Here is a 20,817-nt window from a genome sequence, read left to right on the forward strand (position 1 = left end):
GACCCGCCCTGACCCCGAGGGCTCAGAACAACGTGGGCTGCGGGACGTAGTCGCGCGCGGGGGCGCCGGCGTCGGGCGCGAGCTCGGCGAGCGTGGGCGGGTTCCACTTCGGATCGCGGTCCTTGTCGACGATCTGCGCCCTGATGCCCTCGACGAGGTCGGGATGCTCGTTCACGAACCACATCACGCGACGGTACTCGCCCTCCAGCGCCGCGCGGAGCCCCGGCAGGTCGCGCGCCTCGCGGACGGCGTCGAGCGTCACAGTGAGCCCGGTGGGCGCGAGGTCTTCGAGCAGGTCAGCGGTCGCCGCCGCCTCCGTCGTCCCCTGAGCCTTCAATCGTTCGACGATCTCGCTCACGGTGGGGGCGGAGAAGGCCTCATCGATCCACGCGCGCGCGTCCGGGAGCTGCGAGGGCTCCGGGGTCTCGTCGAACAGCAGCACGATCTCACTGGGACCGGTCGGGTCGGCACGGAAGGCGAGGGCCTCGCGCAATGCGTCCAGACGGTCGGATGGCACGAAGTGATCCGCGAAGCCGAGGTAGACGGCATCAGCGCCGCTCATGGTGGATCCGGTGAGACCGAAGTACTCGCCCAGACGCCCAGGAGCGCGGCCGAGCAGCCAGGTTCCCCCGACGTCGGGAGTGAATCCGATACGGGTCTCCGGCATAGCGAGCTTCGAGCGTTCCGTGACGATGCGGATCGCGGCGTGGCCGGCCAGCCCGATGCCACCACCCATCGTGATGCCGTCGGCCAATGCCACCACGGGCTTGGGATACTCGGCGATCATGGCGTTCAAGGCGTACTCCGCACGGAAGAACTCCGCCGTCTGGTCAGCCTGACCCGCGACGATCTGCCCGTGCAGAGCGCGCACGTCGCCTCCCGCGCACATGCCGCGCTCGCCTGCCCCGTCGAGCAGCACGATCTGCACGTCGGTGTCGTCACGCCAGGCGTTCAGGACCGCGGTGAGGCTCTCGATCATGTCGACGTCGAGCGCGTTGATCGCCTCCGGACGGTTGAGGGTGAGTCGTCCGAGCGCGCCTTCGGTGCGGACGAGGATGCGGTCTGCAGCGTGGGATTCGGTCACGCTCGCCAGGCTACCCCTTCCGGGGAAGGCGGTATTCCGCGCGAAATGCGGGATCCGACAGGCTTTTCCGGCAGGATAGGGAGGAACTGTTCAAATGCGACGAGAGGTCACGGATGCCTGAAGGACAGGTGCTCGAGTTCACGCACGTGACGAAGCGCTTCAATGAGGTGACCGCCGTCTCGGACTTCTCCGCGCGCGTGGAGCCCGGTGCCGTGACCGCCTTCCTCGGCCCGAACGGTGCCGGCAAGACCACCACGCTGCGGATCCTCCTCGGCCAGGTGCGCGCCACCTCGGGCACGGCGACCATCGGCGGCACGGCGTACGCCGAACTGCGGCAGCCGTTGCGCACCATCGGATCCGTGCTCGAGGAGACGGTCTACCGCCCTCGACGCACCGCCGAGCGTCAGCTGACCATCGCCGCCAAGGCGAACGGCATCCCCCTGGCCCGCGTCGGCGAAGTGCTCTCCCTGGTCGGCCTCGAGGGTGAAGGCAGCTCCCGCATCGGGGGCTTCTCCCTCGGCATGCGTCAGCGGCTCAGCGTCGCCCACGCCCTGCTGGGCGATCCCGGCGCGCTCGTGTTCGACGAACCGGCCAACGGACTCGACCCCGAGGGAATCCGCTGGATGCGACTCCTGATGCGTCGCCTCGCGGACGAAGGGCGCACGGTCCTCGTGTCGTCGCACGTCCTCAGCGAAGTCGAGCAGGTCGCCGACAACGTGCTCGTGCTCTCGAAGGGCACGCTCGTGCTCTCCAGCGGGATCGAGACTCTCGCCGACCCCAAGGGCGGATCCGTCATCGTGGACGCCGCGGACCGCAGCGCGCTGACGACCGCGCTGCAGGAGGCCGGCTTCGACATCGAGGTGCTGCGTTCGGGCCTCACGGTGCGCGGCGGAGACGCCGGCACGGTGGGAGCGGTCGCCGCCGACGCGGGCATCGCCCTGAGCACCCTCGTCCAGCGAGGGCCGACACTCGAAGACGTCTTCATCGACCTGATGCGAGGTGGCCGGTTCGCCCCGAGCATCTCGGCGACGCCACCGCAGCTCGCTGCGACGGCCCCCGAAGACACCGCAGCGGAGGTCACCGCGGCGGAGACCGCCGTGGCCGGGCCGGCTCCGGCCGACTCCGTGGTCGCGATCCCGGTGGCAGCCGCTGCCGCCTGGGCGGCTGAGGCCGCAGCCGCCCCTGCGGGCGAGGCCCCTGTCGACGACCTCGCCGCATCCGTGGACACGGGCGACCGCTCCGAGCACACGTCGGACGAATCGGACGTGCCTTCGTCCGACGCCTCGGCTTCGACGGACGAAGCTCCTGCCGCCGAACACGACGCGGAGCATGCGCAGGCCGAGCAGGCACCCTCCGAGGAGTCTCCGGAACGATCGTTCGATGAGATCCTGTTCGGCTCCGCCGCACCGGCCGAGGCAGCAGGCGATCAGGCAGCGGATCCAGCGAACGGAAACGAGCACCACAGCGGTGTCGAGGTCTTCGCCGATCTTCACGACGCACCCGAATCGACGGACACCGACGAGTCCGACGACCAGCTCGGCGCAGGCGCCACGGACGACGACGCTCTCGTGTCCACCTCTGACGAATCCGAATCCGAATCCGACTCCGAATCCGAATCCGAATCCGAATCCGACTCCGACTCCGACTCCTCCGACGATGTCGCTGCTGTCACCGCCGACGACGAGGATCCGCGCTCCGCGGCGGTGAGCTCCATGCTCGCGGCGGCTGCGCGCGCCTACTACGAGGACGAACCCAGGGATTACCCGCTGAGCGCCGAGAACCAGACGGCCGAGGAGCAGCACGGCGAGGGCGGCGTCTCCGACGAGGGCGGCGTCTCCGACGAGGGCGCGCACTGGACCGTCGCATCCACCGGTGTCATCGACACGGTGCCGCTGGCCGCATCGACGGATTCCGGAGAGGCGGGCGACACCGCCGCATCCGAAGCCGAGGAGCCGGGCGCTGAGGAGTCCCCCACGGTGGAGGCCCCCACGGAGGAGTCCTCGAACGAGGAGTCGCCCACCGAGGAGTCCCTGCCCGACGGGTTCGGCGCTGACGAACACGGCACCGAGCAGTCCGGAACCGCCGACGCCGGTGCCGGCGAGCAGAGCGAGCCTGACGACGAACACCGTCACGACGAACACCGTCACGACGAGCACGGTCACGACGAACACGGTCGCAACTGAGCGACTCGGCTGACGACGAACGCCCTCCGGCCTCTCGGCCCGGAGGGCGTTCCGCATTCAGAGGCGGGTCTACCGTGGATTCTTAAGCCTGAGCCGCCTCGCGTCAGGCAGGCCGAGGACGGATGACCGGACGACGGCGTCCCTTCGAGACCGGCACAGGCGCGGTCGCCACGATCTCCTCGACGTTGGCGGGCTCATCCGACACGTCGAGTCGGAGAGCCTGCGTGAGCGCGAGCCCGTGGCTCGTGGTGAGGATCAGACGGCGGTACTGCTCGTCGCCCTCGAGATCGATCACGACGCTCGGACGACGGCGACGGATCAGCACGAAGTCGAGGCTACCCGCGGCCTTCCAGCTGCCGGCAGCGAGGACGCCGGGGATGTGCGTGCCGGGGTTCGGTACGCCGCGGAGCCAGGTCCAGGCATCTTCGGTCAGCTGCACCTTGGCGATGGTGTCGCGCGCGATCCGGAGGTTGTCACGGTGGAAGGTGGCGGCACGTTCGATCGGCGAGAGCACGACCTCCAGTTGCGTCTGGTCCAGCAGCAACGTCACCATGTCCCCCAGTCTGCCAGCGTGGCCCTGCCAGTTGTCTGGAAGTTGCTCACAGGAACGCAACGATCCCTTGTCGATCAGCACCAGTCATCCACATCCCCTTCCTCTATTCGAACATATGTACTATACTCGACTCATGCCTCCCTCCACGAACGACATCGATCAGCGCGAGACGCTGCTCGACGCGTGGGTGGAGAAGCGCCGACGCATCGCGATCCTCGAGGCAGAAGCGTCTGCGCTGCTCGCCGATCGTCTGCGGCTGCAGGAAGAAGATGTCCACGAGCAGCCGCAGCACCGCGAGGCGATCCACCGCTCGATGATCGCCGAGTACTCGGCGGCCGGTCGCGTGTCGAAGGGCAGCATCGAGTACGCCTTCACAGACGCCCTCTTCCTCGAAGCCGAGCACCCGGTCGTCAGAGACGCGTTCCGACGCGGCGCGATCAGTGCGGCACACGTTCGGGAGATCGTGCGCGAGGGCGCCATCGTGCGGCAGGCCGTTCGCGATGGTCGGGCCGCCACCGAGGCGCTCACCCTGTACGACACTGCCGCACTCGTCGTCGCGGAGCAGGATTCTCCCGCACGCACCCGCGCGATGGTGCGCCGCGTCGCGTCGTCCCTCGCCTGCGAGACCGTGGTCGAGCGCCATCGGCGGGCCTACGGGGAGCGGTCAGTCACGCTCCGGTCGCTCGACGACGGCCTCGCGCTGCTGCAGGTCGTGCTGCCGGAGCATCTCGCCCACGCGATCCTCGACCGACTGACCCGGCTCGCACAGCACGTCATCGCCACACGAGGCGACCATCCCTCTTCGGGCGATGACACACCGGCGCTGTCCTCGGACGACCTCGACTCGGGCGCCGATCGGGTCTTTCTGCAGGACCTGCGAGCCGACGACTCCCATCGCGAAGACCCTGTGCTCAACAGCCACCCGTACGACAGCGAGCCACCCTGCGGACCGGACACCGGCGACGCACGCGTCGACGCCCACGTCATCTTCGGCGACGGAGACACCTTCACGACGGATCCGTCACTCGGTGCCCCATCCGCCCCGACCGATGAGCGAGGCATCGATGCGGTCCGCACCGACCTGCTCAGCGACCTGCTCCTGACCACGGATCCCTCTGCTGCGGCGGGCACAGCTCTGGAGGGCATCCACGCCCGCATCCAGGTCACGATCGCTGCCGAGACGCTGGCCGGAATCGACGAACGGCCTGCCGAGCTCGACGGCATCGGTGCACTGCACCCCGACATCGCCCGCGACCTCGCCGGACGCAACGGCGGCTGGTCCCGCCTCTTCCTCGACCCCGCCGGCATCGTGACGGCCACAGCCGCCTACGCCCCGACGGCGGCGATGCGGCGGCACCTCCAGGCCAGAGACCAGCACTGTCGATTTCCCGGGTGCCGCACACCCGTCCACCGGTGTCAGATCGACCACAATCACGACCATGCGAAGGGCGGAGCGACGTCGATCGACAACCTGAGCCACTTCTGCGTCGGGCACCACGCGCTGAAGCATCCCGACATCGCCGAGAAGCACCGATGGCGAGCGAGACAGACCCCCGGCGGCGACATCGAGTGGACCAGCCCGCTCGGCCGGTGCTACACCGACGCATCACCGCGCCGCGTCATGTTCGTCTGACCGCGGTCCCGAACGAGCCCTCACGGACGCGCGGTCACGAACGCGCGGTCCTGGGACGCGCCCTCACGAACGCACAGTCACCAACGCGCGGTTATGGACGAGCAGCTGCGGCCGCAGCGGCCGCGGCAGGAAGAGCGGCTTCGATCTGCTGCAGCTCGTCCTCACCGTGGGCCGCGGTCAGGAACCACGCCTCGAAGACGCTCGGGGGAAGCGCCACCCCCTGCTCACGCAGCGAGTGGAAGAACGGCGCGTAGCGGAACGACTCCTGAGCCTGAGCTTCGGCGTAGTCCCTCGGCGCCGACGCCCGGAACGAGGCGTTGAACAGGTTGCCCGCGGTGGCCACCGCGTGCGTCACGCCGGCGTCGGTGAGGGCCGCGTCGAGGGCGGTAGAGACTCGAAGAGATGCGACGTCCACCGTCGCATAGACCTCCGGTGTCGCGAGCCGCAGCGTCGCGAGACCCGCTGCGACCGAGAGCGGATTCCCCGAGAGAGTGCCCGCCTGGTAGACCGGCCCGAGGGGAGCGAGCAGATCCATGACATCGGCTCGACCACCGAGCGCGGCCAGGGGCATGCCTCCACCGACGACCTTGCCGAACGTGAAGATGTCCGGCAGGTAGTCCTCGCCCGCAGCGGCCTGCAGACCCCAGAACCCTGCCGGGTGCACCCGGAATCCGGTGAGCACCTCATCGAGGATCATCAACGCTCCGTGGGCGTGGGCGGTCTCCGCGACCAGACGGTTGAAACCGGGCAGCGGGGCCACGACGCCCATGTTCGCGGCCGAGGCTTCGACGATGACCGCGGCGATGCGCTGGCCGTGCTCGGCGAACACCGCAGCCAGCGCCTCGGGATCGTTGTACCCGATCACGAGCGTCTGCGCCGCGATCGGTGCCGGGACACCTGCCGACCCCGGAAGCGCGAGCGTCGCGATGCCGGAACCTGCTTCGGCGAGAAGGCCATCCGAATGCCCGTGATAGTGACCGGCGAACTTCACCAACAGGTCGCGACCCGTGGCGCCCCGCGCAAGGCGAATGGCCGTCATGGTCGCCTCAGTACCCGTGGAGACCAGACGCACGCGCTCGACAGGACGGATCTCGCCGAACCGCACACGGTCGGCGATCAACGCGGCGAGCTCGACCTCGCCCTCCGTCGGAGCGCCGAACGACAGGCCACGAGCTGCGGCCTCCTGCACCGCGGCGACGATCTCCGGGTGCGCGTGCCCCAGCAGCGCAGGACCCCACGACGCGACGAGGTCGACATACTCGCGGCCGGCGGCATCCGTGACCTTCGCCCCCTTCGCAGAAGCGAGGAACCGCGGCGTCCCGCCCACCGAACCGTATGCACGCACCGGGGAGTTGACCCCACCGGGGATGACCGCGCGGGCAGCGGAGAACAGGTCGTCGTTACGGTCGTTCATGAAAGGAGTGCTCCTCGGTGAATCAGTCGCGCAGCCAGCCGGCCGCTTCGGTGGCCCAGTAGGTGAGCACCGCATCCGCACCGGCGCGGCGGATGGAGAGAAGGGACTCGAGAACGGCTGCTCGACGATCGATCCAGCCGTTCGCACCGGCGGCCTCGATCATCGCGTACTCGCCGGAGACCTGATATGCCCACACCGGAATGCTCACGGTGTCGCGCACCTCGCGGAGCACGTCGAGGAAGGCCATCGCCGGCTTCACCATGACGATGTCCGCACCCTCGGCCTCGTCCACCACTGCCTCGCGCACACCCTCGCGACGGTTTCCGGGATCGAGCTGGTACGTGCGGCGGTCGCCCTTCAGCTGAGAGTCCACTGCCTCCCGGAAGGGCCCGTAGAACGCGCTCGCGTACTTCGCCGCATAGGCCAGCAGGAGCGTGTCCGTGAAGCCCTCGCTGTCGAGCGCCTTGCGGATCACGGCGACCTGGCCGTCCATCATGCCGGACAGCCCGAGCAGCTGCGACCCCGCGCGCGCCTGGGAGAGAGCCATCGCGGTGTACCGTTCGAGCGTCGCATCGTTGTCGACGGAGCCGTCGGCCGCGAGCACGCCGCAGTGTCCGTGGTCGGTGAACTCATCGAGACACAGATCGGTCTGCACGACGAGCGCGTCGCCGACCTCTGCCGCCAGCGCGTCGGTTGCGACGTTGAGGATCCCATGCGGATCATCGGCACCCGAGCCGAGGGCGTCGCGCACCTCGGGGACACCGAACAGCATCACGCCGCCGACCCCCGCCTCCGCAGCCTCGACCGCGGCCGCACGCAGCGAATCGAGAGAATGCTGAGCGACACCGGGCATCGACCCGATCTGCACGGGCTCTGTGATGCCCTCGCGCACGAACAGCGGGAGGACGAGCTGCCCCGGCAGCAGCGAGGTCTCGCGCACCAGATCGCGTACTGCACGAGACTGCCGCAGTCGTCTCAGTCGCACGTCGGGGAAGCTCACGGCGCGAACTCGTCGGCCGCGTGCGGAAGGGTGAAGTGCGAGACGGCCTCGATCAGGGCGTCGATCGTCTGACGGTCGGCCACCACCGAAACGGGGAGCCCGGCGCGCTGCGCGTCTTTCGCGGTGCGGGGTCCGATAGCTGCGAGCAGGGTGTCGTCGGGGATCTCCGGGAACTGCTCGCGCACCTGCTCGGCGACCGAACCGCTCGTGATGAGGATCGCGTTGATCCGACCGTTCTCCACATCGCGGCGGATCCGCTCCGTGACCGGGACGCCGACCGTGCGATACGCCACGACACCGTGCACATCATGGCCCGCTTCGGAGAGCAGCCGGCTGAGCACGGGCTTCGCGATCTCGCTGCGCAGCGCGAGGATGCGGCGCGGCTCCTTCTCGAGGGCGATGAGCTGCTGTGCCATCCCCTCTGCGGAGTTGTCCTGCTCCGGGACCAGCGTGACCTCGTAGCCGACCGCCTGCAGAGCCGCCGCGGTCGTCTCGCCGACAGCGGCGATCTTGGTCGAACGCGGCACGACCGCCCTGTGGGCGAAGAGCACGTCGACGGTGGTGGCGCTCGTGACCGTCAGCCAGTCGAACTCCCCGGCGGCCAGCTGCGCCAACGCCGAGTCGAGCGTCGCCTGGTCGGTCGTCGGCGCGAAGTTGATGAGCGGGGCGACGACGGGGACCGCGCCCAGCGCGCGCAGGCTCGCGGCGACGCTGTCGCCCCACGGCCCGCCACGGGGCACGAGGATGCGCCAGCCGTCCAGCGGTCGGTCCTGCTTGATTTCGGAAGTGGTCATGAGGATTGCTCTCGGGATACGAGGCCGGCCGCCCCTTGATCGAGCAGCCGACGGGCAACAGTGAACCCGAGCTCGCGCGCTGCGTGCATCGGGTCTGCACCATCGGCAGCATCCGCTCCATTGCCACTGCCGTTCCGACGAATATACTCCCCGTTCAGGTCTTCCGTGACGTCGAGGCCGATCCGGCGACCCCCGTCAGCGGCGTACACGACGGTCCTGACGCGGATCGAGGAGCCGTCGACGACGGCGTGAGCGGCCATCGGTGCCTGGCACCCGGCATCCAGGCCCTGCAGGATCGCGCGCTCGACGGTGATGGCCAGACGCGTGTCGGTGTCGTCGAGACCGGCGAGGGCCGTGAGCAGCTCCTGCGGGGCGTCCGCCCGGGTCTCGACCGCGAGCGAGCCCTGTCCCGGCGCGGTGGGCCATTCTGCGAGACCGAGCTCTTCGCGTCGGAGCGGCGACTTCGCGTCGAGCCTCGAGAGACCGGCTGCCGCGAGGATCACCGCGTCCAGCTCACCGGAGACGACTCTGGCGAGCCGGGAATCGACGTTCCCGCGGATGTCGACGACCTCGGCGCCGGGTGCTCGCCGGTGGACCTGGGCGATGCGTCGCGGTGAGCCGGTGCCGACGGTGCTTCCCGAGCGGAGTTCGTGCAACGCGGTGCCGTCACGGGTCAGGACCACGTCACGCGGGTCTTCGCGCTTCGGGGTCGCCGCGATCACGAGCCCTTCAGGGATGGCGGTGGGGAGATCCTTCAGCGAATGCACCAGGAAGTCGCACTCCCCCGCGAACAACGCCTCGCGAAGACGCGTCGCGAAGATGCCCTGCCCGCCGATCTCGGAGAGCGACGCGCGGTTGGTGTCGCCTTCGCTGGTGATCGGGACGAGTTCGACCCGGCGCCCCGACAGCTTCTCGAGAGCCGCGGCGACATGACCCGACTGCGCCTGCGCGAGCGCGCTTCGACGGGTACCGAGACGGATGGGAGTGCTCATGCGCTTACTGGAGGACGTCCGCGATCTCGTCGAACCGGAGCCTGCGCCCCGTGTAGAAGGGCACCTCCTCCTTCACGTACAGGCGGGCGTCGGTGTACCGCAGATCGCGCATCATGTCGACGAGGTCGGTGAGCTCATCGGCCTCGAGCGGAAGCAGCCACTCGTAGTCGCCGAGCGCGAACGAGGCGACGGTGTTGGCGAGCACGCCCTTGAATGCCGCGCCCTTGCGTCCGTGGTCGGCGAGCATCGTGCGACGCTCCTCCTCCGGGGCGAGGTACCACTCCGGCGTGCGCACGAACGGGTAGAGGCAGAGCCAGTCCTTGGGGCCGATGCCGCGGAGGAAGCCCGGCACATGCGAACGGTTGAACTCGGCGTCGCGATGCACGCCCATCACGTTCCACACCGGGAGGAGGGAGCGCAGCAGCTCGGTGCGACGCAGGCGGCGCAGCGCCTTCTGCAGCTCCTCCGCCGTGTCACCGTGCAGCCACACCATGAGGTCGGCGTCGGCCTTGAGCCCGGAGACGTCGTAGAAGCCGCGGACGGTCACGCCCGAATCCTCGATGTAGGAGACGATCGTCTCGAGCTCGGTCGAGTCGTTCTCCGTCACGGGGACGTCGGGGTTTCGTCGCCAGACGGCCCAGAGGGTGAAGCCGGACGGGTTCTCATCGCGCTCTTCGGACATCATGCTCCCCAGTCTGCCTCGTTTACGCAGGAGCCGCTAATCACCCGGACGGGTGCCTCACGACATCCTGGAATGCTGCGCACCAGTGCGAGATGCGTGTCAGTGCGAGATGCGTGTCAGCGCGAGATGAAGCGTGCGATCGCCCAGACCGCGCCGCCGACCGCCGCCGCGATGCCGACGGTGGCGGCGACCGCCCCGATCGGGTTGCGGTCGGCGAACACGCGCGCCCTGGCCACCGCACGCGTCGACGCCTTCTCGACCCGGCGCGGGATGTTCCCCTTGATCTCGATCGCGGCGAGGGCGGCCTTCAGCTCCGCACGAGCCGAGGCGACCGGGTCGGCGATCCCGCCGGGGACGGCGGTGCGCGGCAGCGACTCAGAATTCGTCATCGCCGGCCTCCTTCACGATTCGGATGTCTTCGGCTACGGCCTGAGCCGGATTCTGGCGCGCGAGCACCTTGCGGAACTTGAGGACGCCCAGCAGAGCGAACAGCAGCACCGCGAGGATCAGGATGCCGAACACCGCGATCGCGGACAGCCATACGGGCCACCATGACGACAGACCCGCGATCGCGAAGACCAGGATCACCGGCACGGCCCAGAACAGGAAGAACAGCGCGACGAGGAACCACACGGAACCGATGCCGGCGTCCTTCGAGGTGCGCGAGATCCACGCCTTCGCCGCGTCGATCTCGGCCTTGACCAGATTCGTGACGAGTTCCGGCAGATCCCCGAGGAGAGTCAGCAGACTGTCGTCGGCACGATCACGGTATCCGCGGGGCATGTCAGGCGCCGGACTTCTTGGTGGCCGACTTCGCGGCGGGCTTCTTGGCAGCCGGCTTCTTCGCGGCGGGCTTGGAAGAGGCGGACGTCGAGGTCTTGCTGGACGAAGCCGTGGCCTTCGCCGCCTCGACCGCTTCCTCCGTCGCCTCGGCCAGGTCTTCTGCGGCCTCACGACCGGTGGCGATCGCGGAGTCGAGGCGCTGACCCGGCGTGCCGTTGCCGCTGACGGACTTCGCGACCTTCACGACGCCGGTCCAGAGCGCACCGGGGACGGCTGCGGCTTTGTCGCCGACGAAGCCCTTGACCTTGGTGACCTGCTCCTGCACGGGATCGAGGTGCCACACCTTGAGCCACTGCGTCTTGATCTGCTCGTAGCGCTCACGTCCGGCACGGGTGCCGAGGACGTAGCCCACGCCGAGTCCGACGACGAGTCCGATCTTCCCCTTCATGGGGTCTCCTCACCTTGTTCCGGTAGTCCGGCCAGATTCGCCCGGTTGGGATCGGTCGCAGGCTCTCGCACCCCGCGGCCAGGTACCCAGCGTAACCCCGTATGCCGATTTCGGCATCTATGGGTCAGAGGGTTGACACGGAGCGCTCTCTCCGTCATGGCGCTCAGTCCGTCGAAGCGCTCAGTCCCACAGAAGGAAGCGCCGGAGGCGGTCGGCCTCATCCCTGGCGTCGGGGATCACCTGGGCGAGCCCTGTCCCCGCAAGCCAGGCGCCGACCACGGCCATGCCGGGCACCGCCTCGATCGCCGCGCGCGCGGCCGTGCGCCGTTCGCCGGATCCGATGATCGATGCGGGCTGCGATTGGACGAACCGACCGCGATGCGAGGCGATCACGGCTTCGGGAGCGATGGCGACTCCGAGCAGGGCGGCCGCCTCGCTCCGCGCCAGCGCAGCCGCCGCGTCGTCGGTCAGCCGAGCGGTGGCGGCCGGCTCGCCCTGAGCTCCGAACGACACGCGGACGATCTCCCGGGAACCCGCCGCAGTCCCCACCCAGCCCCACTTCGCGGTCGAGTGCGTCAGGGCCTTGGCCGTGTGGCTCCCCGGAACGGTGAGCACACCTGTTCCCCGTGGGGCGGACGCGATCTCGGGGGCGTCGAGGAGAAGCGTGACGATCTCGATCTCCGGCGAGGCCGCGGCCTGCGTCTTCTGGAGGTCCGGTATCACCGCGGCGAGGAGTCCTCGCGCCGTCGACTCGGGCGTCGCGATGATGACGGCGTCCGCGTCGAGCTCCTCGATCACCGGTGGCGCGGATTCCGCCGCGACGTCCTCATCGGCCGGTGCACCCTCGAGCGCCGGTTCACCGCCGTGCTCCGCATCCGCCGCGGACTCGGTCTCGACAGACCACGTCGCACCCGTCCTGCGGAGACTGCGCACCCGAACGCCCGTGCGCACGTCGGCGTCGAGGCGCTTCAGGTCGGCGGCGAGCGCATCGATGAGGGTGCTCATCCCCCCGGAGAGGCCCTCGACGGCAGCTCCAGGAGTCTTCGCCACGACTGGGGCGGTACCGTCGGCCTCCGGCGCTGTCGCCGCAGCTTTCGCCGCGGCTTCGTCGCGGAGGGTCTGCACCGCGCCGGAGAGCGAGCCGACCCTGGTCAGGGCGGCATTGAGCCCCGGGGCCGCGACGTCGATGTCGACGTCGTCCGGAGACGCGGAGTAGACGCCCGTCGTCACGGGGGCGACGAGTCGATCCCGCACCTTCGCCCCCATGCGCGACGCGACGAGCTTCCCGAGGCTCAGCTGGTGCCCGATCGTGAGGGGCGGACGCACCCGATCGAGGTATGCGCGCCAGACACCCGACCACCCGATGATGCGACGGACGTCGGGCTGGAACGGATTCGAAGGGATGCCGAGGATGCCGCCCGCCGGAAGCGGCGCAGCTCCGACACCGGGGATGCCGGCCAGCCAGGCGCCACCGGCCTGCGGCACCACGATGCGATCGGCGAGATCGAGCTCCTCGACGAGGGCGCGGACGAGGCCGCCCCTGGTGGCGTAGCTCTCCGCCCCGGCATCGACCGTGACACCGTCGAGGTCGACCCTGCGGATCGCGCCCCCGAGCACCGCTTCGGCCTCGAGGACGGTGACGCGCATCCCGACCTTGGCGCATTCGCGCGCGGCGACGAGCCCTCCGATGCCCCCACCGACGACCACCACGTGCTTCTCGGCCGCGCGGGCGGCCAGGTCGAAGGGCTCGGCGGACGAGGACTCAGGGCTCATGCCGTCAATTCTCGCACCGCCCCGTTCTCCCGCCCGGACGCTTCACCGTCACGGATCTACGGATCAGGCGCACGATTCCGCAGGGGGCGGTGACGGTCAGATCGTGTGCGCCAGCTCGACGATGCGGGTGAGCTGATCCGGGTCGGTCTCCGGCGGCACGCCGTGGCCGAGGTTCAGGATGTGCCCGCGCGCCGCGCGACCCCGCTCGACGACGTCACGCACATGGGCCTCCAGGACCGACCACGGTGCGGAGAGCAGCGCGGGGTCGATGTTGCCCTGCACCGTGACATCCGGCCCCAGGATCGCAGCGGCCTCGTCGAGGGGCAGCCGCCAGTCGACACCCACGCCGTCGGCCACACCGTCGAGGCGCATGTCGGCGAGGAAGGGACCTGTCCCGACCCCGAAGTGGATCGTCGGCAGGCCGATGCCGGACAGGGCGGCGTGCGAGTGCGGGGCAACGAAGGCGCGGTAGTCCGCCGTGCTGAGGGAACCGGCCCAGCTGTCGAAGAGCTGGACGACGGATGCCCCGGCGTCGCGCTGGGTCTCGAGGAAGCGACGGGAGACACGCGCCAACCAGCCCGCGAGGCGGTTCCACGACTCCGGGTCGGAATGCATCATGGCCCTGGCCCGCAGGTGCTCCTTGGAGGGCCCACCCTCGACGAGGTAGGCGGCGAGGGTGAACGGGGCGCCCGCGAATCCGATCAGCGGGGTGTCGCCGAGCTCGGCCGTGACGAGCCGCACGGCCTCGGCGATGGCCGTGCCGTCCAGATCGTCCGGATCGATCGCGGTGACGCGCTCGACGTCGGCCGCCGTGCGCACCGGGTTCGCGAACACCGGACCGCGACCCGGCTCGATCTCCACCTCGACCCCGGCGAGCCGCAGCGGGATGACGATGTCGCTGAAGAAGACGGCCGCGTCCACACCGTGACGGCGCACCGGCTGCAGGGTGATCTCCGCGGCGAGGTCGGGAGTCAGGCAGGCGTCGAGCATCCGGGTGCCCACACGCAGCTCACGGTACTCCGGGAGGGAGCGGCCGGCCTGCCGCATGAACCACACGGGGGCGTGTGCGGGACGGTCGCCGGCGAGGGCGCGCAGGAGCGGGGCATCGGAGAGGGCCATACTCCCATCCTCCCATCCACCCCTTATGGAGCCGCCGAGTTCGAGCTGCCGACCCTTCGCCCGCAGACGCTCCGGTACAATCGATCTGTGCTGCTGTGTGTCACGGCGAGTCACAAGACCGCCTCCTTCGAATTGCTCGAACGCCTGAGCCGCACCCCCGACGACGTCGCTCCCACCATCGTGGGCATGACGCCGTGTGTGCAGGGTGCGGTCGTGCTGGCGACGTGCAACCGCTTCGAGGCGTACGTGGAAATGGACGAACCGGTCACCGCCGCAGGCGCCATCGGCGTCGAAGCCGTGATCGAAGCGGTCGAGTCCGCCACCGGCATCCCCGCCGCCGACCTCGACGGCGCCTACACCGTCCACGCCGGACGCCGCGTCGCCGAGCACCTGTTCTCCGTGGCATCCGGGCTCGAGTCCGTCGTCTCCGGAGAGGGCGAGATCGCCGGTCAGGTGCGCCGCGCCCTCAAGTCCGCTCGCAAGGACGGCACCACCTCGCCCGAGCTCGAGCGCCTCTTCCAGCGCGCCAGCCAGGCTCAGCGCAAGGTCAAGAACGTGACCGCCCTCGGCCGCGCCGGTCGTTCGCTGGTGCGCCTCGCGCTCGAACTCGCCGACAGCCGCATCGCCGACTGGTCTGCGGAGCGTGTGCTGCTGGTCGGAACCGGCGCCTACGCGGCCGTTACCCTCGCGACGCTCCGCGAGCGCGGCGCCGTGAACATCTCGGTGTACTCGCCCTCCGGCCGTGCCGAGGTCTTCGCCGCGAAGCACGGCATCCGGCCGATCACCGCCGACGAGTACGCCCGCACCGCGGCACGGTCGAGCCTTCTCATCACCTGCACCACCGCCACGGAACCGGTCCTCGGCCCTGAGCACCTGCAGCTGCCGACCGGCCCCGCCGCGGCGGGCTGCCCCGTCGGCACGCACAGTCAGCTCGTGGTCGACCTCGGCATGCCCCGCAACGTCGACCCCGCCGTCGCGTCGCTCGAGGGCGTCGCACTGCTCGACCTCGAGACCATCCGACTGCACGCGCCCCTCGAAGAGCTGCAGGCGACGGATGCCGCTCGCAGCGTCGTCCGCGAGGCCGCCGAGACCTTCCACGTGGTGGGCGCGCGCCAGAGCGTGACCCCGTCGGTCGTGGCCTTCCGCTCGCACATCTTCGAGCTGCTCGAGCGGGAGATCGCCCGGGCCCGCGCACGCGGCGACGAGGACGGCAAGGTCGAGCAGGCCCTGCGACACCTCTCCGGCGTGCTGCTGCACACCCCGACCGTGCGTGCGCACGAACTCGCTGCCGCGGGCCGCGCCGACGAGTTCACCGCCGCGCTGGCCGCCCTGTACGGCATCGCGCCGGAGGCCGACTCCGTGGACGACGCCGCCAGCGCCTGACACGCTCAGCCCACGCGGTGGCAGACTGGAGGCATGGCCCTTCACATCACCGGAGACACCGCCGCCGACGAGCTGCTGACCGACAACCCGCTGGCTCTGCTGGTGGGGATGCTGCTCGACCAGCAGGTGCCGATGGAGACCGCGTTCGCCGGTCCGCTCAAGATCGAGCAGCGCACCGGAGCGGCTGATGCCGCCACCATTGCCGGCATGGCGCCGGACGAGTTCCTCGAGGCCTTCAAGCAGACCCCCGCCGTACACCGGTTCCCCGGGTCGATGGCGACGCGCGTTCAGACGCTGTGCCAGACCCTGGTCGACGACTGGGGCGGCGACGCGTCCGCGCTGTGGACCCAGGGCGACCCGTCGGGACCCGAGGTGCTCAAGCGGCTCAAGGCACTCCCCGGGTTCGGAGAGCAGAAGGCCAAGATCTTCCTCGCCCTCCTCGGCAAGCAGTACGGCTTCACCGGCGAGGGCTGGCGCGAGGCATCAGCCCCCTACGGCGAGGACGGGTCGTACCGCAGCGTGGCCGACATCGTCTCGCCCGACTCCCTCGCCAAGGTGCGCGAGCACAAGAAGGCCATGAAGGCGGCGGCGAAGGCCACGAAGTGAAGCCGACGGGGGATGACGTAGCCGGGCTCATCGCCCGATCCTCCCCCGCAGTGCGCCGCAGGGACGCCGAGACGCTGACCGCGCTCATGCAGGAGATCACCGGTCGCGAGCCGCAGACCTGGGGCACCATCATCGGATTCGGCTCCTGCCACTACCGCTACCCCACCGGCACGGAGGGCGACAGCGGGCTGCTCGGCTTCGCCCCGCGCAAGGCCGCGACGACGATCTACCTGTTCGACGGAGTGGACGCGCACGCCGAAGCTCTGGCGGAACTCGGCCCCCACACGACCGGTGTCGGCTGCCTGTACATCAAAGACCTGGAGCAGGTCGATCTGGACGTCCTGCGCGGCATCCTGGAGCGCTCGCTGGCCTGGGTCGAGGCCGGCGGCAGCGAGGGCGTGCGCCTCACGGTCACGGGCTGAGTCCGGGCGAAGAGTCGCGCCACGAGCATGCTCGCGAGGTTCGAGGTTCGAGGTCGCGAGGTTCGAGACCCATGCTGCGCGCCGAGACCCATCCGCAACAGCGTTTGCGCGGATGGGTCTCGGCGAGGAGCGTGGGTCTGGCCCGACGTGACAGGAGTCAGTGCTGCGGGGCGAAGAACGCGCGGATGTCGCCGGCCAGCAGGTCGGGGCGCTCCAGGGCGGCGAAGTGCCCTCCCTCCTCGAAGCGGCTCCAGTGCACGATGTTCGAGTTGTCGCGCTCGGCGAAGACCCGGATCGTCTGGAAGTCGTCAGCGAACACCGCGACCCCGGTGCGCGCGGCGTTGATCTGCGGCTCTGCACCCTCGGCAGCGGCATCCGCCCTGGCGTTCTCGAGGTAGCTGCGGCTCATGCCCGATGCCGCGTTCGCGAACCAGTTCACGCTGACTTCGAGCAGGATCTTCTCCAGCGGCACCAAGGACGTACCGTTGCCGAACGAGTTGAACAGCTCGCTGTAGGCCAGCAGCCCCACCGGGGAATCGCTGATCCCGACCGAGACTGTCTGCGGACGCGACGAGTTCATCGTGTTGTACCCGCCCACCGACTGGAACCACTGCATGTGCTCCAGGCCGGCGTAGTCCGCAGGCTCGAGCTTCTCGAACTCCGCGGGGTCACCCGAGGGGAACGAGAACAGCTGCAGCACGTGCAGTCCGAGGAAGCCCTCGGGCTCCCGCAGTCCGAGTTCCCGAGCGACCATGGCGCCGTTGTCGGAACCGTGGATGCCGTAGCTCTCGTAACCGAGACCGCGCATGAGACGGTCGTACGCCTCCGCGACCCGCGCCGTCGTCCACCCCGCCGACGCCAGAGGCTGCGAGAACCCGTAGCCCGGTGCATCCGGGATCACGAGGTCGAACGCGTCCTCGGCACGGCCGCCGTGCGCCACGGGATCGACCAGCCGATCGATCAGGTCGAGGTAGTCGATCGAGGAGCCGGGGTAGGTGTGGGCGAGCAGCAGTGGGGTCGCACCTTCGTGAGCCGAACGCACGTGGAGGAAATGGATGGTCTGGCCGTCGATCTCGGTGGTGAAGTGCGGGACGGCGTTGATCCGCTCCTGAGCGGCTGCCCAGTCGAAGTCGCGCCAGGCGGCGACGGCTTCACGCAGGTAGGAGTTGGGGGTGCCCGCATCCCAGTCGTCCGTCGGCGAGGGCTGCGGAAGGCGGGTGCGGGCGAGGCGATCCTGAAGATCGGCGACCTCGGCAGGGGAGACCGAGACGGTGAAGGGGCGGAAGCTGAGCGTCGTGTTGTCCATAGCTCGAAGATAGGAGCGCATTAGGTTGGATTCGTTCCTAATGGATGCACGACTTTTCGAGGAGCTCCGATGGCCGATCCGACCGCTCGACTGCTCGCGCTGCTGGCCCTGTTGCAGACCGGCCCCGGGCGTTCCGGCACCGACCTCGCCGTCCGACTCGGTGTCTCCTCGCGCACCGTGCGGCACGACATCGAGAGACTGCGCGAGCTCGGGTATCCCGTCGATGCCACGCGCGGATCCGTCGGCGGATATCGTCTCGGGGCGGGCGGCACCCTCCCTCCGCTCCTCCTCGACGATGAGGAGGCCGTGGCGGTCACGGTCGGACTCCGCGCCGCCGCCGGCATCGCGGGGGTCGAAGAGTCGGGGGCGAGAGCGCTCGCCAAGCTGGAGCAGGTGCTGCCGTCGCACCTGCGCCCCACCGTCGACGCGCTCCGCTCCAGCGTCGACCGCGCCCCGGAGAACAACGACACCGACGCGCCCGACCCCGAAGTCGACGCCGCGTCGCTGCAGGCCATCGCGCGCGCCATCCGCGACCAGGAGTGGCTGCGCTTCGACTACGAGGGGGCTCCCCGGCTGGTCGAGCCGTATCGGCTGCTCACCTGGGTGCGGCGCTGGTACCTCGTGGCACGCGACCCCGACGCCGACGAGTGGGGAACGTACCGGGTCGACTGGATGGACCTGCGGATGCCGACGCACCGCCGCTTCGACTCGCGACCGCTCCCGGGTGGCGACTACACGGCCTTCGCGATGCGGACCATCGCGGTGAGCGGGTGGATCGTGCACGCCCGACTGCGCATCGACGCGCCGGCGGAGGCCGTGCTCGACCGCATCCACGCCGCGGTCGGGGTGGTCGAACCCGTCGACGACGAGCACTGCATCCTCGTCACCGGTGCCGACAGCCTCGACACCATCGCCGCCTACATCGGGATGCTGATGATGGATTTCACGGTCGAGAGTCCGCCCGAGCTGCTCCCCCGCCTGCAGCTCCTCTCCGAGCGCTACGCGCGCGCCGTGCGGGGATCATGACGGGGATCGAAACCCACCCTCCCCTTCGAGACCCACTCCTACGTGCTCCGATCACGATGGGTCTCGGCGGTGGGGATGGGTCTCGGCGGTGGGCGAGAGGGAGCGAGAGGGAGAGAGAGCTGAGAGCGCTCAGGCGCCGCGCAGACGCTCCGCGAGGTAGGCGTGCAGCTCGTCGATCGAGACTCGCTCCTGCGCCATGGTGTCGCGGTCGCGCACGGTGACCGCACGGTCGTCGAGAGAGTCGAAGTCGACCGTGACGCAGAACGGGGTGCCGATCTCGTCCTGGCGACGGTAGCGGCGGCCGATGGCACCCGCGTCGTCGAAGTCGACGGCCCACGAGCTGCGGAGCGTGTCGGCGACCTCGCGGGCGAGCGGCGACAGCTTCTCATTGCGCGACAGCGGCAGCACCGCGGCCTTGACCGGAGCGAGGCGCGGGTCGAGCTTGAGCACCGTGCGCACGTCGGTGCCGCCCTTGGCGTTGGGCACCTGCTCCTCAACATAGGCGTCGACGAGGAACGCCATCATCGCGCGGGTGAGGCCGAACGACGGCTCGATCACGTACGGGGTGTAGCGCTCGCCCGTGGCCTGGTCGAAGTACGTCAGGCTCTGGCCGGATGCCTCGCTGTGGCTGGAGAGGTCGTAGTCGGTGCGGTTGGCGACGCCCATGAGCTCGCCCCACTCCTTGCCCGCGAAGCCGAACTTGTACTCGACGTCGATCGTGCCGGCCGAGTAGTGCGCGCGGTCGTCTTCCGGCACGTCGAACTGACGCATGTTCTCCGGATCGATGCCGAGGTCGATGAACCAGTTCCAGCAGGCCTCGACCCAGTGCTCGAACCACTCCTGGGCCTCAGCCGGCGGCGTGAAGAACTCGATCTCCATCTGCTCGAACTCGCGCGTGCGGAAGATGAAGTTGCCGGGGGTGATCTCGTTGCGGAAGGCCTTGCCGACCTGGCCGATGCCGAACGGAGGCTTCTTGCGGCTCGCGGTGAGCACGTTCGAGAAGTTCACGAAGATGCCCTGCGCGGTCTCGGGGCGCAGGTAGTAGAGGCCGGACTCGTCGTCGACCACGCCGAGATACGTCTTCACCAGACCGGAGAAGGCCTTCGGCTCGGTGTACTGCCCCTTGGTGCCGCAGTTCGGGCAGGGGATGTCGGCCAGACCGTTCTCGGCCTTGCGGCCCTTGCGCGCCTCGAAGTCCTCGATGAGGTTGTCGGCACGGAAGCGCTTGTGGCACTGCAGGCACTCGACCAGCGGGTCGGTGAAGGTCGCGACATGGCCCGACGCCTCCCACACGCGCTTGGGGAGGATGATGCTGGAGTCCAGGCCCACCATGTCGCCGCGACCCCGCACGAAGGTCTGCCACCACTGGCGGCGGATGTTCTCCTTGAGCTCCGTGCCCAGGGGGCCGTAGTCCCAGGCCGACCGGGAACCGCCGTAGATCTCACCCGCTTGGAACACGAACCCGCGGTGGCGGGCGAGGGCGATGACCTTGTCGAGGCGGGACTGTTCGGCCATGGTGGCTCCAATGGTCGGATGCGGGAGGAGAACCCGCGAACACGGGCATCCCATTCTATCCGTCGTTCCCGCGCGCTCCCTGGCCTCCGCGGCTGCGCCGG

20 protein-coding genes are annotated in these 20,817 nt (G+C 69.6%); 6 read left to right on the forward strand and 14 right to left on the reverse strand.

All coding sequences use genetic code 11. The annotated features are described in order from the left end of the window. Positions 1 to 22: 22 nt before the first annotated feature. The gene (locus ABRP18_RS16045; protein ID WP_061016862.1) at positions 23 to 1,084 is read right to left on the reverse strand and encodes an enoyl-CoA hydratase/isomerase family protein; all 1,062 of its coding nucleotides are present in this window, start codon (positions 1,082 to 1,084) and stop codon (positions 23 to 25) included. A gap of 113 nt (positions 1,085 to 1,197) precedes the next feature. Here ABRP18_RS16045 and ABRP18_RS16050 point away from each other — a divergent pair, with 113 nt between their 5' ends. Continuing rightward, positions 1,198 to 3,267: an ATP-binding cassette domain-containing protein gene (locus ABRP18_RS16050; protein WP_349885015.1), complete on the forward strand. Its 2,070-nt coding sequence runs from the start codon at positions 1,198 to 1,200 to the stop codon at positions 3,265 to 3,267. Positions 3,268 to 3,370: 103 nt separating this feature from the next. On the opposite strand, the gene ABRP18_RS16055 is transcribed toward ABRP18_RS16050, so the two are convergent. Beyond that, positions 3,371 to 3,820, reverse strand: coding sequence for a hypothetical protein (locus tag ABRP18_RS16055; RefSeq protein WP_046747664.1), 450 nt, complete (start codon positions 3,818 to 3,820; stop codon positions 3,371 to 3,373). A gap of 133 nt (positions 3,821 to 3,953) precedes the next feature. Between ABRP18_RS16055 and ABRP18_RS16060 the strand changes: the two genes are divergently transcribed. Continuing rightward, positions 3,954 to 5,453, forward strand: coding sequence for a DUF222 domain-containing protein (locus ABRP18_RS16060; protein WP_349885016.1), 1,500 nt, complete (start codon positions 3,954 to 3,956; stop codon positions 5,451 to 5,453). Positions 5,454 to 5,544: 91 nt separating this feature from the next. Here ABRP18_RS16060 and ABRP18_RS16065 read toward each other — a convergent pair whose 3' ends face one another. From ABRP18_RS16065 to hemE, 10 genes are all read right to left on the reverse strand, one after another. Beyond that, positions 5,545 to 6,867, reverse strand: a complete 1,323-nt coding sequence (locus ABRP18_RS16065) for a glutamate-1-semialdehyde 2,1-aminomutase (protein WP_349885017.1) — start codon at positions 6,865 to 6,867, stop codon at positions 5,545 to 5,547. A 22-nt stretch (positions 6,868 to 6,889) separates the two neighbouring features. After that, on the reverse strand, positions 6,890 to 7,867 hold the full coding sequence (gene hemB / locus ABRP18_RS16070) for a porphobilinogen synthase (protein WP_349885018.1): 978 nt from the start codon (positions 7,865 to 7,867) through the stop codon (positions 6,890 to 6,892). Then, the gene (locus tag ABRP18_RS16075; protein WP_046747493.1) at positions 7,864 to 8,661 is read right to left on the reverse strand and encodes a uroporphyrinogen-III synthase; all 798 of its coding nucleotides are present in this window, start codon (positions 8,659 to 8,661) and stop codon (positions 7,864 to 7,866) included. The genes hemB and ABRP18_RS16075 overlap by 4 nt, the downstream gene beginning before the upstream one ends. Next, on the reverse strand, positions 8,658 to 9,653 hold the full coding sequence (hemC, locus tag ABRP18_RS16080) for a hydroxymethylbilane synthase (RefSeq protein ID WP_058631692.1): 996 nt from the start codon (positions 9,651 to 9,653) through the stop codon (positions 8,658 to 8,660). Before hemC ends, ABRP18_RS16075 begins: the two co-directional genes overlap by 4 nt. A gap of 4 nt (positions 9,654 to 9,657) precedes the next feature. Continuing rightward, entirely contained in the window at positions 9,658 to 10,338 is a 681-nt protein-coding gene (gene hemQ / locus ABRP18_RS16085) for a hydrogen peroxide-dependent heme synthase (protein WP_046747491.1), read from the reverse strand. Between the two features lie 113 nt (positions 10,339 to 10,451). Continuing rightward, entirely contained in the window at positions 10,452 to 10,724 is a 273-nt protein-coding gene (locus tag ABRP18_RS16090) for a hypothetical protein (protein ID WP_349885019.1), read from the reverse strand. After that, the gene (locus tag ABRP18_RS16095; protein WP_046747489.1) at positions 10,711 to 11,118 is read right to left on the reverse strand and encodes a phage holin family protein; all 408 of its coding nucleotides are present in this window, start codon (positions 11,116 to 11,118) and stop codon (positions 10,711 to 10,713) included. The genes ABRP18_RS16090 and ABRP18_RS16095 overlap by 14 nt, the downstream gene beginning before the upstream one ends. A gap of 1 nt (position 11,119) precedes the next feature. Beyond that, entirely contained in the window at positions 11,120 to 11,566 is a 447-nt protein-coding gene (locus ABRP18_RS16100; protein ID WP_046747488.1) for a hypothetical protein, read from the reverse strand. A gap of 180 nt (positions 11,567 to 11,746) precedes the next feature. Beyond that, the gene (locus ABRP18_RS16105) at positions 11,747 to 13,339 is read right to left on the reverse strand and encodes an FAD-dependent oxidoreductase (protein WP_349885020.1); all 1,593 of its coding nucleotides are present in this window, start codon (positions 13,337 to 13,339) and stop codon (positions 11,747 to 11,749) included. Between the two features lie 96 nt (positions 13,340 to 13,435). After that, positions 13,436 to 14,458 carry a uroporphyrinogen decarboxylase gene (gene hemE / locus ABRP18_RS16110; RefSeq protein WP_141368386.1) on the reverse strand — a complete coding sequence of 341 codons (1,023 nt, stop codon included), beginning with the start codon at positions 14,456 to 14,458 and terminating at the stop codon, positions 13,436 to 13,438. A gap of 87 nt (positions 14,459 to 14,545) precedes the next feature. Here hemE and ABRP18_RS16115 point away from each other — a divergent pair, with 87 nt between their 5' ends. From ABRP18_RS16115 to ABRP18_RS16125, 3 genes are read left to right on the forward strand one after another with little or no spacing between them, the layout of a single operon-like run. Further along, positions 14,546 to 15,841 (forward strand): glutamyl-tRNA reductase, encoded by a 1,296-nt coding sequence (locus tag ABRP18_RS16115; RefSeq protein ID WP_061017813.1) that lies wholly within the window; start codon positions 14,546 to 14,548, stop codon positions 15,839 to 15,841. Between the two features lie 33 nt (positions 15,842 to 15,874). Beyond that, positions 15,875 to 16,447, forward strand: a complete 573-nt coding sequence (locus ABRP18_RS16120) for an HhH-GPD-type base excision DNA repair protein (protein WP_058631694.1) — start codon at positions 15,875 to 15,877, stop codon at positions 16,445 to 16,447. Further along, positions 16,444 to 16,869, forward strand: a complete 426-nt coding sequence (locus tag ABRP18_RS16125) for a DUF1801 domain-containing protein (RefSeq protein WP_349885021.1) — start codon at positions 16,444 to 16,446, stop codon at positions 16,867 to 16,869. Before ABRP18_RS16120 ends, ABRP18_RS16125 begins: the two co-directional genes overlap by 4 nt. Before the next feature lie 157 nt (positions 16,870 to 17,026). Here the strand turns inward: ABRP18_RS16125 and ABRP18_RS16130 are convergent, their stop codons facing one another. Next, complete coding sequence (locus ABRP18_RS16130) at positions 17,027 to 18,175, reverse strand: epoxide hydrolase family protein (protein WP_349885022.1); 1,149 nt, start codon at positions 18,173 to 18,175, stop codon at positions 17,027 to 17,029. Positions 18,176 to 18,244: 69 nt separating this feature from the next. Here ABRP18_RS16130 and ABRP18_RS16135 point away from each other — a divergent pair, with 69 nt between their 5' ends. Then, a complete protein-coding gene (locus ABRP18_RS16135) occupies positions 18,245 to 19,201 on the forward strand; it encodes a WYL domain-containing protein (protein WP_349885023.1) in 957 nt (318 codons plus the stop codon). Between the two features lie 129 nt (positions 19,202 to 19,330). Here the strand turns inward: ABRP18_RS16135 and ABRP18_RS16140 are convergent, their stop codons facing one another. After that, the gene (locus tag ABRP18_RS16140; protein WP_046747479.1) at positions 19,331 to 20,716 is read right to left on the reverse strand and encodes a glycine--tRNA ligase; all 1,386 of its coding nucleotides are present in this window, start codon (positions 20,714 to 20,716) and stop codon (positions 19,331 to 19,333) included. Positions 20,717 to 20,817: the final 101 nt, after the last annotated feature.

Source organism: Microbacterium sp. WHRI 7836, assembly GCF_040223885.2.
Taxonomy (GTDB): Bacteria; Actinomycetota; Actinomycetes; order Actinomycetales; family Microbacteriaceae; genus Microbacterium; species Microbacterium oxydans.